Genomic DNA, 16,684 nt, shown 5'->3' on the forward strand with positions numbered 1-16,684 from the left:
TCAAGAGGCAAGAATCAAGAGCCAAGACATGAAAACCAAGACCTTTCAAATACTATCCAATTATTCAGTCTTGGTTCCTGCATCTTGATTCTTGCTTCTATCTACTAACCTATCTCACAAAAATTGGTTAATTTTGTATTTATAACCAATTATAGCATGGATGCCATTTCCGTTTATAAACCGCAGAATAAAATTCGCTTTGTAACCGCAACTTCGTTGTTCGACGGGCATGATGCTACCATCAATATTATGCGCCGTATTTTGCAAAGCAGCGGGGCGGAGGTAATACACCTGGGGCATAACCGATCGGTGGATGAGGTGGTGAACTGTGCCATACAGGAAGATGTGCAGGGCATTGCCTTGACAAGTTACCAGGGCGGGCACATTGAGTATTTTAAATACATGTACGACCTGTTGAAAGAACGCGGCGCCGGGCATATCAAAATATTTGGCGGCGGCGGCGGGGTTATCCTTCCACACGAAATAAAAGAGCTACAGGAATACGGTATCGCGCGCATTTACTCGCCCGACGACGGCAGGCATATGGGCCTGCAGGGCATGATAAACGACATGATGATGAAGTGCGATACGCCCATTACATCTCATTTGAATGGCGAAATAAAATATTTGCCTAAAAAAGATAATAAAGCCATTGCTACCGCGATAAGCGTGGTGGAAAACTATCCATCTAACGCGGGCTTCCTCACCGAACTAAAAAAGATAACCGATAAGGATATACCCGTGTTGGGGATTACCGGTACTGGTGGCGCGGGTAAATCATCACTGGTGGATGAGCTGGTGCGCCGGTATTTAATGGAGACGGATAAAACATTAGCCATTATCTCTGTTGACCCATCTAAACGTAAAACGGGTGGTGCTTTGTTGGGTGACAGGATCCGGATGAACTCGATCAATAGTCCGCGGGTGTACATGCGCTCGCTTGCCACGAGGCAGGCTAATTTGGCTTTATCCAAATATGTGCAGGAAGCTATTGATATTTGCAAAGCGGCAGGTTATGATATGATCATCGTAGAAACATCGGGCATCGGGCAATCAGATACGATGATCACCGATTACTGCGACCTGTCGTTATATGTGATGACGCCAGAGTTTGGCGCGGCCACGCAGCTGGAAAAGATAGACATGCTCGACTTCGCGGATATTGTGGTGCTGAACAAGTTCGATAAGCGCGGCGCGCTTGATGCTTTGCGCGATGTAAAGAAACAATACAAACGCAACCATCAGCTTTTTGATGCGAAGGATGAAGATTTGCCGGTGTTTGGCACCATGGCATCGCAGTTTAACGACCCGGGCATGAACGCGCTGTTTACGGCTTTGATCAAAACTATAAAAGCTAAAACGGGGATTGACCTGCCTATAAAACACGAGTTGGTAAATGAGGATGCAGAAAAATCTTACATTATCCCCCCCGACCGTACCCGCTACCTTGCCGAAATTGCCGAGAGCAGCGCGGCATATAATGAGTGGGTGGATGCACAGTGTAAAATAGCGCAGCAGATGTTCCAGGTAAAGGGAACTATTGAACTTTCGGAAAAACACACCCCTAACACCTCTCAAGAGGGGAACTATTTTGTACAAGGGCTACAAGATATATACAAACATTTAGAAGAAAGCCTTGATGGCGAGTGCCGCAGACTGTTACGCGAATGGCCGCAAACTGTTGAAACCTACAAGGCTGACAACTTTATATTTAAGGTTAGAGATAAAGAGATCAAACAACAGCTTTACTACACCTCGTTATCGCAATTACGCATCCCTAAGATATCGTTGCCAAAGTATGAAGCATGGGGAGATGTATTGCGTTGGCTGCTCACCGAGAATGTACCTGGCGAGTTCCCTTACGCGGCAGGCGTGTTCCCGCTGAAGCGCGAAGGTGAAGACCCAACCCGTATGTTCGCGGGCGAGGGCGGGCCGGAGCGCACCAATAAGCGTTTCCATTATGTGTCGCTGGGGCAGCCTGCACACAGGCTTTCTACCGCCTTCGATTCGGTTACCCTTTACGGGGAAGACCCGCATGTGCGGCCCGATATTTATGGCAAGATAGGTAACTCGGGCGTGAGCATTGCTACGTTGGACGATGCGAAGAAGCTGTATTCAGGTTTCGACCTGTGCCATGCGGCGACCTCGGTATCCATGACCATCAACGGCCCCGCCCCTATGCTGCTTGGCTTTTTTATGAACGCGGCTATTGACCAGCAATGTGAGAAGTACATTGTTGAAAACAAACTGGAGCATTTAGTCGAGGCTGCTTTTAAAGCCCAATATGATGACAAGAAACTGGCTCGTCCTCATTATGGTGCAACTGACGGCACCCTCCCGGAAGGAAATAGCGGCTTAGGCTTATTGTTGCTGGGGCTTACCGGCGACCAGGTTTTACCTGTCGAGGTTTACCAAAAGATACGCACCCATGCCATAGCTACCGTAAGGGGAACAGTACAGGCTGATATATTAAAAGAAGACCAGGCGCAAAACACCTGTATCTTCTCCACAGAGTTCGCGCTGCGGATGATGGGCGATATACAGCAGTATTTTATTAGTGAGAAGGTGCGTAATTTTTACTCGGTATCTATTTCAGGTTATCATATTGCCGAGGCTGGGGCTAATCCTATTACCCAACTGGCGTTTACCCTAAGCAACGGTTTTACTTACGTAGAATACTACCTGAGCCGAGGGATGAATATTGACGACTTTGCTCCTAACCTATCCTTCTTCTTCAGTAATGGTATCGATCCGGAATATTCGGTGATCGGCCGTGTGGCACGCCGCATTTGGGCAAAAGCCATGAAGAACAAATATAAAGGTAACGACAGGGCGCAAAAACTGAAGTACCATATCCAAACCAGCGGCAGATCGCTGCACGCGCAGGAGATCGACTTTAACGATATCCGCACCACGCTGCAGGCACTTTACGCTATTTACGATAATTGTAATTCACTGCACACCAACGCTTACGATGAAGCCATCACTACCCCTACCGAAGAATCAGTACGCAGGGCAATGGCTATACAGCTTATTATAAACCGTGAATTAGGTTTAGCCAAAAACGAGAACCCGATACAGGGCGCCTTTATTATAGAAGAACTCACAGACCTGGTAGAAAATGCCGTACTCACCGAGTTTAAACGCATTAACGACCGTGGCGGCGTGCTTGGCGCGATGGAAACTATGTACCAACGTGGCAAGATACAGGAAGAATCGTTGTACTACGAAACCCTGAAACATACCGGCGAATACCCGATAGTAGGTGTAAACACCTTTTTGAATAAGAACGGTTCGCCAACCATTATCCCGTCCGAAGTGATCCGGGCAACCGAAGAAGAAAAGCAATACCAGATATCGGCATTGCAGGCCTTCCAGCACCGTAACGAAAGCCGTGCACCACAGTTGCTAAAAGACCTGCAACATACCGCAGTAGCAGGTGAGAACATTTTTGAGAGCTTGATGGAAGCGTGTAAGTATTGTTCACTGGGACAGATATCTCATGCACTATATGAGGTTGGGGGGCAGTATAGGAGGAATATGTAATATTGGGTGAGTAGTTAAAAAGAAGTCATGCTGAACTTGTTTCAGCACCCCACTTGCTAAGTAACGAACAATGCATTGTAAGCGAAATAGATAATGGGGTGCCGAAATAAATTCGGCATGACTGGTAGAGTTATTTAATGACTATTCCCACTCACATCATCATTATTAATACCGCGTTTGTTCTTTTTCACTTCGCTGTTTAGCTTGCCGAATTTGTATTGGAAGCTAACAGATATTTGGCGTGATAGTACATCGTTATAGTTACTCTGTACAAAATTATTGCTTGAGGTAAAGTAATCCAAGTGCTTAATTTTCTCGAAAGGATTGTTTATGTACACGGATATGGTCGCCTTTTTATTGAACAGGTCCTTATTAGCACTTAAAGAATATCCAAACCAATCGTTATCCACACCTTGCAGCATTACGTAGCGGCTATCGTAATCAACATTAAAACCCATTTTAAAAGTATCAAAAAAAGCGTAGCTGGTGCTGGTGAATATGTGTCCCTGATTGCCGCTGGCATCATAAAACTCTCCGCCATACGTACCCGATAGCCATACATGCACCAATTCGGCATTGATATTCACATTCAGTTTTTTAGTAAGTGGATAGTTGGCATTCAGGTCAAAGCCCCAGCGCCTGTTTTTACCTATGTTCTGGTAGGTTGATGTGGTTACAGAATCGGCCGGGTTAAAGTTAAATACGTTTTGAACGGTATTATTGGCAAAGGCAAAATTAGTGCTTAATGTAATTGACCCTTTAGCAAAATTGCTATAACTCAGTTCAATGTTATTGTTTTTAACCGGTTGCAGGTCGGGGTTACCCACATTAATAAACTTAGGATTTGATTTATCTGCAAAAGGGTTTAAGCGCCAAATACCTGGTCGGTTTATGCGCTGGCTGTACCCCATGGTGAGGTTACTGTTTTTGGTAAGCGTGCGCTGCATTGAGAATGATGGAACCAGGTTATCATAACGCTGATCGAGCGTATTGCCTGTTGCCGAAGCAAAGTTAGCATTGATGCTTGTGTGCTCAATGCGCAGGCCCCCTTTAAATACCCAATTGGTAAATTTAGCCTGGTAAGAGTTATATATACTATATACATCTTGTTGGTAATCGAGGTTATTGCTTTGCTTGGTATCAATGGTATAATCGGCGCCGGTAAGTTGTTGCAGGTTTTCAAAATCGCTATAGCTATTCCGCAAAATAGCTTTTGCACCGGCTTCAATGCTCCATACCTTAAAAGGTTGCACGTAATCCACCTGGATGGTCTGATCTTTTGAACCCGACTTATTGTTTTGCCTGAAATTATTGAGCGACCCTGTATTAATCTTTTGCGAATACAGGGCATCATTATTTTGTGTATTTGATGATGGGCTGTATTTGTAAGATAGCGTTAACAGTTGGTCCTTGTTTCTTTTAAAGCCTATTTGATAGTTGAGGCCCATATCATAACCCGTATATGTCCCCTTGCCCGTGTTAATTAAACGGTAAGATTGCGTACCTGTACTGTTCACCTCTGAAGCTGAAAGGTCATTTATGTTGTTGTTAGAACCATGATACTGGCTAAACGCAGCGGTTATTAAATTGAGTGTATCAATTTCATAGCTTAACTCGCCACTGCCATACAGGTTATCTCCGTTACGGCTACGGCTTGCATCCTGAGATTGGCTTAGTGCCGGTATCAGCACATTATTTGTATTCCCCGATGTTGTAGTATTATTCTTTTGATGATTGTATCCCACGTAACCATTAAAGCCTATTTTGCCCTGCTTAAATGTAAGGTTTAAATTTGAGCCTGGCCCCCATGGGTCGCTGTAACGCAGGTTAAGGCTGCCATTGTACCCGTTATCAGCGTTCTTTTTGGTGATGATATTGATGATGCCCGCCAAACCTTCGGCATCATATTTTGCAGGTGGTGTGGTAATAACCTCTATTTTCTGAATGTTGCTGGCTGGCATAGCCTTAAATACATCCGACGGGTTTTTAGCTATCAGGGCCGATTCCTTTCCATTAATGAGTATTTTATAATCGCCACTGCCTTTCAGTTTAATATTGTCGGTAGCATCAACAGATATCATGGGTACTTTGCGCAGCATGTCCAAAACTGTCATTACCTTATTCTCGGGGTCGGTTTGTACATCATAGCTAATACGGTCAACCTCTTGCTTAATAATAGGTTTAGCCGCTGTTACGGAAACTTCGCTTAATTGTTTGGTAGTGGCTGATAACAGTATTTTGCCCAGATCAGGGTTTTCATTATCAACCTTTACTGTTTTATTACGATAGCCTACAAAAGCTACAACTATGGCATAGGCTTTATCTTTGGGAGCGGATAATTGAAAAGAGCCGTCTTCTTTTGTTAAAACGCTTTTTATTTGCTGGCTTGTTGCAGCATCCTGTAAAGTAATGGTTACGTAGCTGAGCAATTCTTTCTTAACCGAATCGGCAACTGTACCTTTAATGGTTAACGGCTTTGATGTTTGAGCGTTTGAAAGGTAGCTCACAAAAAGACAGGTTAGGATGAGTAATGTTTTCTTCACAGGAATTTTTATGTCGTTAATGTTATACCTATAGGACGACAATAATATTTAAACGTTACAGCTTTTGCAGAAATATTAACACTCTTTAACCATAATTAACTTTATTTTAACTTAAGCCTGCATAATTCATAAAATAAGCCAAAAAAAAATATCCCGGCCTGCATTTACAAACCGGGATATCAGAATATCTTTAAATATTTAGCGCTTAAATACTAATCCAGCTAAACTTATACTCAAGGCTTGGGTTTTTCATGCGTTCGGCAATGCGTATCAAGCGATCGGGTAATTTCAAAACATAATCACGCGCCTTTTCGCCGCTTTCGCTCAAGCCTTCTATGTGCTCTATCTTCCAGTCAACAATAAGTTCCTTCAAAATATCAACATAGTCAATAGCGGTATATACGCCAAGGCGCTGGGCGGCATCAGTAAAGTGGCCAAAAGTTTGGCCTATTTTGGTGCCCATTTCGCGCAGGAAGTGGGCCGGCATCACAATTTTTTGGCGCATCATATCCTCAAAAGCTATCATGGCCTCATTTGGGTCAACCTCAAATATTTTTTCGATAAAATGTTTGTATGCTTTTGCATGCCTCATTTCATCGGCAGCGATAACACCGCACATTTTTGATAGCAAGGTATCGCCATCCTTTTTAGCCAAACTGGCCACACGGCGGTGACTTACATTTGTAGCCAATTCCTGGAACGAGGTGTATATAAAGTTGCGGTAAGGATCAGAGCCGGTGCCGATATCAAAACCATCGGCAATAAGGTATTGGGTTGATACCTCCATGGCGCGCATATCCACACGGCCGGTTAGGTAAAGGTATTTGTTTAGCAGATCGCCATGACGGTTTTCTTCGGCTGTCCAGTGGCGGGTCCATTTCATCCAGCCCCCTTCTTCATTGCGCGATACGCCGTCAACCATCATCAACCATGATTCATAGGTAGGCAAAGCTTCTTCGGTAATGGTATCGCCAACTAAAACCGCCAACAGGTCATATGATAAACCACCGGCGCTTTCGCGCAATTCTTTAACGTCCGAAAAAAAAGTATCCTTTGTTGAGTCGGGCAAAAAATCAGATGGCTGCCAAATTTCGTCTACAGGTTTCAGAAACGTAAACATTTTTTCGAGCATATATTGCTCAATGTGCTGCATTACTTCTCTTCGCTGTTCTACAAAAAATTTCATATAAAAATATTAATAAACAAAGTTAACGATTAAAACCTAATAACCCAGTTTCATTTGTGGTAATCTATCGCCTCTTTCATACAGTCGGGCAGGTTCACTTCGCTTGGTTTTCCATCAAAAATAGAAAAGTTGTCATTATACTCCCATATCATGCCGGGTATTTTTAATGTTTTAAGCGTTTTGCGGGCAGCCTTAATGTAGCGGCACCGGCTGGGCAGGTCGGCATATTTATTATAGGCGCCAAACTCGGTACAAACAACAGGCACATCATACTTCTCTATCCACGGAGAAATGTACTTTCTCAGTTTATCTGTCAGTGATTGTTCGTTACCGTCATTCCGGTATTTATAGTAGTTGGTTTCGCCCCATGTATTTTTAGTTTTGGGATTAAGTATTGGAAAATTTTCCACACTATATGGAAATGCCACCCCGACAGTTGACGCTTGATTGCCTATCCACTCGGCTCCCTGGTGCGTGAAAAAAAAAGGCTCATAAAAATGAATGGAATAAATTATATTCTCATCACCTAAACGCACCATACGGCTCAGTTCATAAATACTATTATAGTTTGAAGCACCTACTAAAAGTGTCCGTTTTTTATCAACTTTTCTTATCCCCTCAACAATGTTATAAGCGGCATCTTTCCATATCGCATCTGATATGGTTGGCTCATTATATATTTCGAAAAACAATTTATCAGGGCTTTCATTTAAATAATTTTTTGCCACTTTTTGCCATAAATTGATGATTTTGGGGGTTTCAGTAAGGTAATTATCATTTTTCAATTCCCCGGCGTGGTAATCAATTATCAAGGTCATGTTGTATTTTTTGCACTCCTTTAATACATCGGTAATGCGTAACAAAACATCATTAAGCGGGATGCCTTTATTTTCGAAATATTTAAACGCCACCGGGAGCCTGATCGATTTAAATCCAAGCTTTTTTAACAGCATAAAATCAGCATCGGTTATGGTACTGTCATTTAAAAAATCCCGCTTCCAGGTTTGTTCCAACCAGGATATATTCATGCCATTATCCAGGCTGGCGGCACGTTTAAACAACCAGGCCCGCGAAGTTTTACCCCATGGTCTGGTTTTTGCCTGTATTGGTTGCGATATATGCAATAACTGAAAAAGTATTAAGAATATGAGTATCTTAATTGTGTATTTGCAAAGCCTCATTGTTGTCGTGTTTTAAACATCAAAATATTATATCACATTTGGCAAAAAAATTAATCTAAACCATTGTACCAATGTTTGTCCAATTAAATAAAGAAGAGCTGGCAGCCGAAAATTCTAAAAAGGCATGGTATTTAACCAATAACATTGTCTGGACTATAATTTTCGTTTTCCCTATTTTTAGTGTGCTTGATTTTGTTTACCTGAACAAATTCTGGGTTCAGTTTTTTATTGCAAGAATAATTATAATCATGTTGATTTACATGCTCTATAATTTATTTCAACGCAATAACTATAACTATCGTATTCTGCTCCACTTTGCCTTTCTGTGTATATCTATTATAGGCGCTATGCTTTGTACGCTAATAGATATACAGCAACTTAACATTTTCTTTTTAAGTTACGCAGCAATTGTACTATTTTTTAACGTTCAGGTTTTTTGGGAGCCTATTAACTCGGTTATACAGGCCTTAATATCGCTTATCTTATTAGGCGTATTTTTCAGGATATTTAGTGATAACACGCTCGATATTTTTGTTACCAACGGCGGGCAGTTCTTCGTTATCATATCGGTAATATCATGCCTTATACCAAACGCCCGCTATAAAGTATTGGAGCGCGAGGTAAAAACACAACTGCTGATAGAAAAATCAAACAGCCAGTTAAAAGATCAGTATCGCGATATTATTCAGAAAAACAGCATTATTGATGAGCAGTATGATCGTTTGCGCAAAATGGATGAACAAAAAAACAGCTTCATCAATATTGCGGGTCATGATCTGAAAAATTTGATTGGCTCCATCATTATGAGTAACAACATGGTGAAGGAAGAAGACTATCGCCTAAGCTCAGATCAGCGCGAGTTTGTTGACTATATTTCTCAATCGGCCGAGAAGATGCAGTACATGCTTACCAAATTGATGGATGTAAAAGAGATCGAATCGCCGGAGATAAAATATAGCCTCGAAATTTTTGACATTAATGCCGAAGTACACCGTGTTTTACGCGGCCTTGTAGAAACGGCACAAATGAAAAATATTCAATTAGTTGATAATATTTTAAAACTGCCTTTAAACGTACGTTTAGATAAGGTATTTGCCGGCCAGGTGTTTCAAAACCTGCTGTCAAACGCTATTAAGTTTTCGCAAACCAATAATAATATTAAAGTAGTTACCACACTGCAGCACCAAAAGTTTGTTTTTGAAATTATTGACAAGGGCATACCTATTGGCCAGGAAGAGCTTGACTTGATGTTCAACAAATTAAGAACACTTAATGATGCATCAAACAGCTTTGAAAGCCGCCTGGGTTTAGGATTATCAATAGCCAAACTAATGGCCCAGGACATGGGCGGCGAATTAAGCTATCGCAGCGATGATGAAGGCAACTATTTCAGAGTAGAATTTAACGTAATAAGCTAACCCCCTCACAAACTAATAAAATGAAGAAATTTACAACAATATTGTGTTCCCTGCTCTTGCTTGCCAAAATATCATCGGCACAGAGCATTGTATCCTTTAAATCATTAGGCCGCGAGGATGAGGTAATTGGGGGAGTAAGTGGCTCAACATCATACTTTATAAAGTTAGAGCCTACTGTTGAAATTAATGGCAGCAAGCTGGTATTATTTATCGAACCATCGCAGGTGCTGATCAGAAACCGCTCGTTTATCAATATTATAGTTGGTGATAAGCCCGTTTACAGTACCCGTTTAACCGGTGACTCGATAATGCGCTACACGCTTAACTTATCAAAAGAGTTCCTATCCGAAGATAAACGCTTTTTAAAGATCCAGATCAGAACATTGTTATCCGTTTCTGATGATAAATGTAAAGACCTTGATAACCCGGCTATGTGGGTTAAAATTAAAGCCAACTCATACCTGTCTTTAATCAAAACGAACTCTAATTTTTTCAGTAACGTTAACATATCAAACTGTTTTGATACCAAAACGGCTATCGTTTACCCATCAAACCCTACGCTAACAGATTTAAAAGCCGTGGGCTGGGTTTACTCGCGTTTAAAAAAATCACAGATAAAACCTATCAGCGTATACTCGGTGGATAAAATGCCCGATAGCTTAACAAACTATGTAATGGTGGGCAATTTCAATAACCTGCCCGAATCAAGAAAACAATTGATAGCGGTGACGCCCGAAGATGGACAAGGCTTGCTTTACTTGCGCAAATCTGTTATACAAAAGGTTGACACCATGTATCGCGATGTAATGGTAGGTACCAGGGTAGTTTTTATAAAAACGCCGATAGTACGCCCTGTACCAACAGAAATACTATTTATAACAGGAAAGGGCGAGGATGGTTATATTAACACCATTACTACTTTAGCTAACAGCAACGTTATTAAATCGAGCTACGGCGATTACCTCATCATTAATAAAGCTGAAAATACAAACGTAAAAACCATCGACGAAAGTAAATCGAAACTTACGTTGAAAGATATGGGTGGGCAAACTGCCTTTATGGAAGGTATTGGCGCGCTTAAAACCGTTTACCAATTTAAAAACAGCGATTTTAGCTTTACACCAAAAGAAATTGAGGTTAAAATAGTTGGTAACTATAGCAATTTAAACCTATCAGACCGGGGTTTCTTTAACATTTACCTTAACGGGATACTGATTAGCACAGAAAAACTCGACCCATCAGGTAAATTAAATACTACGGCATTAATTAACCGTTACGAGCTTCAAAAATTTAATACACTGGAGTGCGAATTTAGGTTTTACCCAGGCAGTGGTAATTGCCAAAATAGCTTTATTAATTACTTTGGCGAGATCAACGTAAGCCAGTCATACCTGCAAACAAGGGTTCCTTTTATTGTAAATAACCTGAGCTTTTACCAATATCCCGAGGCCTTTAACACCGGTAAAACTACCATTGTATTGAGTAAAAAAACAGCTCCTTACGCAGCTGCTACCATAGGCGAAATAATCTATGAACTCAATAATAACCTGCATGCCGATAACTATCCTGACTTTGTTTATTCTGACCGCCTGGATAAATCCATCCTGAAGAAAAACAACATCATTGCTCTATTATCAAAAGATGATGAGCTAATGTCTGAATTTCCGGATGCACCTATTAAGTTTAACCGGTCGTTCAGGCTTTATAATAATGAGAACAATAAAGTTGTTTACGAATTGAATGATACTGTATCAAACGGTTTGGCACAGATATTTTATGGCCGCGGTAACAACGGCACGTTAATTATTACGGGTACAGGCAGCCACCTTGATGATGCTTTTTTATCAGCAGCCAAGGCTATCACCGATCAGCTATCAACCTTGTCAAGTAACATCTGTATATCCGATGCAAACAATAAATACCTGTTCAACATCAGTAAAGACAGTGATAACTTAGAATACACCGACTCAAAAAGCGGGTTCGCTAAATTCTGGGAGGCGTATAACCTGTACATTTTATTGGTAATATTGGTTCTGATATTGATATCCTTCCTTTATGTACGTTCAAGGGTACAAAAATCACAAGAATCTTTTGTAGAATAAATAAGCCAGCAGCACTTCAACATAGGCGGATGTATGTAATAAATACATCCGCTTATAAATAATCAGATCTAAAAATCGGTAATATGTCGTTTAACAATACCATGTACGAGACCCTTCCGGTTTGCGAAATCCTGATAAACGACCAGTTTATTACCAGGAGTAACCTGGATGAGATAAATGATTTTTCGCAAAGATCTGAATTGTCGTTTATTAAGATCGCTTTAACATTTGGTTACATATCCCGCAAAAATTATGAGCGTTCGCTAATAAATGCCGGATATACATTTGCCGATACTACAGTTAGGGATGAAGCTTTTGATGAAGCAGTACTGAATAAGCTGGATCTGAAATACGTTTGTAACTTTTTTGCGCTGCCTTTACGTATTGAAAATAACCAGGTAGTAACCTTAATGGCCGACCCTACCGACCAGGAGTTTATCAATTTTGTGCGTGAAACCTACAAAATGGAACCACGCATTATCCTGGCATCTGATCTGGATATCTGCTGGCTCAGTCATAAACTACTGGGCGAAAATTATGTAAAATCGGCCGTTTTCGCATTAAGGCAAAGTGACCCTGCAAATTCGGCTTCAACTACTTTTACCACGCAGCAGCTTGTGTTTTTGTTTGCAGGGTTCGCGCTTACGGTGTTCTTTTTATTCTATAATTTTATACCGGTATCTATTGTTTTAAACGTAGTTGTTAGTTCTTTCTTCCTCATCAGTATTGTGTTTAAGTTGTTTTTGGCGTTACTCGGCTCCCGTTTCGAAATGCACCAGGCAGTAACACGCGAAGAGGTTAGGAATGTTGTTGACGATGATCTCCCCATTTATACCATACAGTTACCTGTTTATAAAGAAGATAAACTGATAAAAAAACTGATATGGAACCTTCAAAGTTTAGATTATCCGCGCGAAAAACTGGATATCAAACTACTGATAGAAGAGGATGACAGTAAAACACTCAACGCCGTAAAAGACCTTAACTTCCCCGCTATATTTGATGTGGTGATAGTGCCGTTCCATATGCCCAAAACCAAGCCCAAAGCTTGTAACTACGGCCTGTACTTTTCGCGCGGCAAATACCTCACCATTTACGATGCCGAAGACATCCCGGATACCGATCAGTTAAAAAAGGTAATTACCCTGTTTGAGAAATTGCCGGCCCACTATATCTGCATTCAGTGCGCGTTAAACTACTTTAACCGTAATGAAAACTTTTTAACCCGCATGTTTACGCTGGAGTACTCCTACTGGTTTGATTATATGTTACCCGGCCTGGATACGCTTGATATACCGATTCCTTTGGGAGGTACCAGTAACCATTTTAAGTTAGATAAATTGATAGAATTAGGTGGCTGGGATCCGTTTAACGTAACCGAAGATGCCGACCTTGGTTTGCGTGCATACTCAAAAGGTTACAAGGTATCTATTGTAAACTCAACTACTTACGAAGAAGCAAACAACGAGCCTTTTAACTGGATAAGGCAACGCTCACGCTGGATAAAGGGTTATATGCAAACCTACCTGGTGCATATGCGTAATCCAATAAAACTCATTAAAAAAGTAGGTATTAAAGGCTTTTTAGGCTTTAATTTCTTTATCGGTGCTACACCTTTAACCTTTTTAATATACCCCGTATTGCTATTTATATTTTTCACCTACGTGGTGTTCGATTTTTCTTTTATCAGTGCCATATTCCCCAACTGGGTATTATTCATCTCCATATTTAACCTGTTAATTGGCAATGTGCTAATGGTTTATATTAACATGATGGCGGTATTTAAACGCCGTTTTTACGAGTTGATATTGTTTTCATTAGCTAACCCCGTTTATTGGATATTGCACTCTATTTCGGCTTATAAAGGTTTATACCAGCTTATAGTTAATCCTTTCTTTTGGGAAAAAACTAACCATGGCTTAAGTAAAACCAGTCAAACCAATGCTAACCCAACCACTACCCTGTAGTATGTGTAATGAAAAAGAATGATCTTACGTACCTGATTTTTCTGAGTGTAATACTCGCGGTATATTACCTTGTACTGGGCTTAAACATCCACAGCAAAGGCTATTATAATCACGAGTCGTTATTTTACATAGAAAAAGCCCGCATTGTATTCCAGGGTATGGGTAACAGGTTAAAGGTTATTGGCCTAACAGCACCAATACTACCTTTTTATGGTATAATGCCTTTTATTTTTAACTATTCGCTGGCGCCGTATATTGCATCGGCCATAGGTACAGCAGTACTATTCCTCATCATTGGGATATGTACTTTAAAAACAACGAAGGATCCGTTCTATATGCTTGTTTTGCTGGCCCTTTTCATCTTCCATCCGGGTATTATTTATATGGCAGGCTGTGGCAAAAGTATATACATCATCATCATATTTTTCTTCCTGTTCTTTTACAATACATTCCGTTTTTACTACTCAAATACCACTTTCCATATTTCCATATCCAGTATTTTACTGGTTGCCTTAGTTTTTTGCGATTACCGCTTTATCTGGATGACCTTATTTTTTGTTCCGTTGGTTATATCCATATCGCTTCAAAGTTTAAACCTGGCCGAAAAGCAATCAATATTCAGGTTGTTTTTAAGTTTCAACAACCCTTCTTTAAGGCGTAAACTGGTAAACAAAACCTTTGCGGTATATATTATCATTTTTATTCTTCCCTTAATTGCCATTTTGTGTTATAAAATACTTAACCAAACACACGCCAACGATTTTAACTACTTTTTGGATAATCCGTATGCAACCTGGAATGTATTGGTAAATAAGCTTGAAAGTACGGTTACGCCATCAACAGATAATTATAAATTACCCGAAGTGAGTTTCCTTACTTCTGTAAGGGTTATAATTTATTGCCCGCTTTTAGTTTTAGGTGGTTTTTTACTACGTCACAATATTCAGCACCTTTTAACACTTTTGATACCGTTGGCATTAGTAGAGTTCTTAAAAATCGAATATCCTGATAACTTTCTTTCTCAGCAATATTACCTCATTTTTATCTTCATGTCATTCATGGCAGTATTATTTAAAAGCAATATAGTATCGCAAAGTAATATTTACAAATATGCAATAGGCGCTTGTATAGTTGTAGAATTGGTTACGGGCTATTCATATTTAAATAATTCCTTTTTTGAAAGTGAAAAGAACTTTTATGCAATTGCTACACAACCTAAACCAGATAACGGCTTAGAAAATCAATCGCGATACGATGAATATATTGATGTGGCCGCCTTTATTAACAGTATGCCCCGTAACTCGAGGATATTGGTTGATGACGCGAATGCTTACCCCATTGCTGCTTTTGTTAAAAATATGCAAAAGCTAACACTACCCTATCAAAACATTTTTTTAAGTGCGATAGAAAATCCAAGTACCTATGTTGATTATATTTTAGTTGCCAGTAACTCCAACAAAGTGGGCGGATACACCCAACTCAACGAAAAATATAAGGCTATAATGCAGTCAAAAAACAACATTATGATGGATAGGAATTACGAAAGCGATAATTGGATAATTTATAAATTACGTGAGAAAAATCCCGGGCGAAATTAGGCCAGCAGGTTTTTAATTATTTCTATTCCTTCAACCACTTTATCAAAATCGCTTTCGCCGCCAAATGCTATCCGTATAGCTTGTTGATGTAGCCCATCTATAGATGAATAAGCAACAGAAGGCACAATTTTCACACCAGCTGCTATCAATTGCTGGTTAAACCCGGCCGAAGACATTCCATCAGGCAAATTAAGCCATAAATGCCAGCCATTTTTATGGCCCGTAACCTGGTACCCGGCTAATAACTCCCTTACCTTTTGTTGCCTTTTAAAACCTTCTCTCCGTTTTTCATCAATAAGTTTGATCAACTCTCCCGATGTTATATAATCGTTCAGTACCTCCATCAGCATGGGCGAATTATTAGAAGTTGTTGATCTCAATGCATCAATTACTCCTTTCGAAAATGGCTTTGGTGCTAATAAGTAACTCGCCTTAATACTTTGCGATAGCGGCTTGGAAAAACTATAGATATAAAAGCTCCGTTCGGGAGCCAGGTGAAAGAAATTTGGCAAAATAGCTTCTTCCAAAAATCCATAGGCATCATCTTCAATAATGATCAAATTATGAGCCCGGGCAATATTTACTATCTCCTTACGGCGATCAACCGGCATTACATAGCCCATAGGGTTATTAACCGTTGGCGCGACAAACAAAGCATCCGGTTTTTGCAGCGTGCATATCTCTGCCAAATGTGAAGGTATAATTCCGCGCTCATCAATATTACAGGCTATAAGCTTAATATTAAACAGCTTTGCAATTGATTTAAAGTTAGAATAGGTTAACTCTTCAACCACTACTGCTTTATTTTGCAGCTTTGCAGCCAATAATGCTACTATTATTGAATGATGCCCTCCCGAACCGATATATACATCAACCGGATCAACTGTAAAGCCGGCCTGCGATAACCACTGCCCGGCAATTTCTTTATCTTTTAATCTGCCACCTGTTGGAATTACTGTTAGCAGGGAATCGGCCTTATCTATAGCTGATAATAATAGATTCTTAAATATATCAGACTGATTACTGATTAGCGGATAATTAAGCTGTAAGTCAATAGATTGCTCCATAATAGATTTATCTGATGAAGGCGTCAAGATACAGCCAAATAATTATTGAATAAACCAGGGAAGGTAAAAATTTGGT

9 protein-coding genes are annotated in these 16,684 nt (G+C 40.3%); 5 read left to right on the forward strand and 4 right to left on the reverse strand.

The annotated features are described in order from the left end of the window. The first annotated feature begins 156 nt into the window (after positions 1-156). Positions 157-3,546 (forward strand): methylmalonyl-CoA mutase family protein, encoded by a 3,390-nt coding sequence (locus KXQ82_RS14285; RefSeq protein WP_219489068.1) that lies wholly within the window; start codon positions 157-159, stop codon positions 3,544-3,546. 134 nt (positions 3,547-3,680) lie between these two features. Here KXQ82_RS14285 and KXQ82_RS14290 read toward each other — a convergent pair whose 3' ends face one another. From KXQ82_RS14290 to KXQ82_RS14300, 3 genes are all read right to left on the reverse strand, one after another. Continuing rightward, positions 3,681-6,089 carry a TonB-dependent receptor domain-containing protein gene (locus KXQ82_RS14290; RefSeq protein WP_219489069.1) on the reverse strand — a complete coding sequence of 803 codons (2,409 nt, stop codon included), beginning with the start codon at positions 6,087-6,089 and terminating at the stop codon, positions 3,681-3,683. A gap of 205 nt (positions 6,090-6,294) precedes the next feature. Beyond that, a complete protein-coding gene (locus KXQ82_RS14295) occupies positions 6,295-7,275 on the reverse strand; it encodes an acyl-ACP desaturase (RefSeq protein ID WP_219489070.1) in 981 nt (326 codons plus the stop codon). Positions 7,276-7,325: 50 nt separating this feature from the next. Then, entirely contained in the window at positions 7,326-8,456 is a 1,131-nt protein-coding gene (locus KXQ82_RS14300; protein ID WP_219489071.1) for a glycoside hydrolase family 5 protein, read from the reverse strand. 71 nt (positions 8,457-8,527) lie between these two features. Between KXQ82_RS14300 and KXQ82_RS14305 the strand changes: the two genes are divergently transcribed. The 4 genes from KXQ82_RS14305 to KXQ82_RS14320 all read left to right on the forward strand — a co-directional run bounded on the left by KXQ82_RS14305 (position 8,528) and on the right by KXQ82_RS14320 (position 15,541). Beyond that, positions 8,528-9,874 carry a sensor histidine kinase gene (locus KXQ82_RS14305; protein WP_219489072.1) on the forward strand — a complete coding sequence of 449 codons (1,347 nt, stop codon included), beginning with the start codon at positions 8,528-8,530 and terminating at the stop codon, positions 9,872-9,874. A 20-nt stretch (positions 9,875-9,894) separates the two neighbouring features. Then, entirely contained in the window at positions 9,895-11,976 is a 2,082-nt protein-coding gene (locus KXQ82_RS14310) for a cellulose biosynthesis cyclic di-GMP-binding regulatory protein BcsB (RefSeq protein WP_219489073.1), read from the forward strand. An 83-nt stretch (positions 11,977-12,059) separates the two neighbouring features. Continuing rightward, the gene (locus KXQ82_RS14315; protein WP_219489074.1) at positions 12,060-13,943 is read left to right on the forward strand and encodes a glycosyltransferase family 2 protein; all 1,884 of its coding nucleotides are present in this window, start codon (positions 12,060-12,062) and stop codon (positions 13,941-13,943) included. A gap of 8 nt (positions 13,944-13,951) precedes the next feature. After that, on the forward strand, positions 13,952-15,541 hold the full coding sequence (locus tag KXQ82_RS14320) for a hypothetical protein (RefSeq protein WP_219489075.1): 1,590 nt from the start codon (positions 13,952-13,954) through the stop codon (positions 15,539-15,541). On the opposite strand, the gene KXQ82_RS14325 is transcribed toward KXQ82_RS14320, so the two are convergent. Next, the gene (locus KXQ82_RS14325) at positions 15,538-16,608 is read right to left on the reverse strand and encodes an aminotransferase-like domain-containing protein (RefSeq protein ID WP_219489076.1); all 1,071 of its coding nucleotides are present in this window, start codon (positions 16,606-16,608) and stop codon (positions 15,538-15,540) included. The genes KXQ82_RS14320 and KXQ82_RS14325 overlap by 4 nt on opposite strands. Between the last annotated feature and the right edge of the window lie 76 nt (positions 16,609-16,684).

The organism is Mucilaginibacter rivuli, assembly GCF_019391655.1.
GTDB classification, from domain to species: domain Bacteria; phylum Bacteroidota; class Bacteroidia; order Sphingobacteriales; family Sphingobacteriaceae; genus Mucilaginibacter; species Mucilaginibacter rivuli.

Excerpts from the sequence above, each read along its gene's own strand:
- KXQ82_RS14285 (WP_219489068.1), top strand. The coding sequence starts at position 157 with ATGGATGCCATTTCCGTTTATAAACCGCAGAATAAAATTCGCTTTGTA.
- KXQ82_RS14295 (WP_219489070.1), bottom strand. The coding sequence starts at position 7,275 with ATGAAATTTTTTGTAGAACAGCGAAGAGAAGTAATGCAGCACATTGAG.
- KXQ82_RS14300 (WP_219489071.1), bottom strand. The coding sequence starts at position 8,456 with ATGAGGCTTTGCAAATACACAATTAAGATACTCATATTCTTAATACTT.
- KXQ82_RS14305 (WP_219489072.1), top strand. The coding sequence starts at position 8,528 with ATGTTTGTCCAATTAAATAAAGAAGAGCTGGCAGCCGAAAATTCTAAA.
- KXQ82_RS14310 (WP_219489073.1), top strand. The coding sequence starts at position 9,895 with ATGAAGAAATTTACAACAATATTGTGTTCCCTGCTCTTGCTTGCCAAA.
- KXQ82_RS14315 (WP_219489074.1), top strand. The coding sequence starts at position 12,060 with ATGTCGTTTAACAATACCATGTACGAGACCCTTCCGGTTTGCGAAATC.
- KXQ82_RS14320 (WP_219489075.1), top strand. The coding sequence starts at position 13,952 with ATGAAAAAGAATGATCTTACGTACCTGATTTTTCTGAGTGTAATACTC.
- KXQ82_RS14325 (WP_219489076.1), bottom strand. The coding sequence starts at position 16,608 with ATGGAGCAATCTATTGACTTACAGCTTAATTATCCGCTAATCAGTAAT.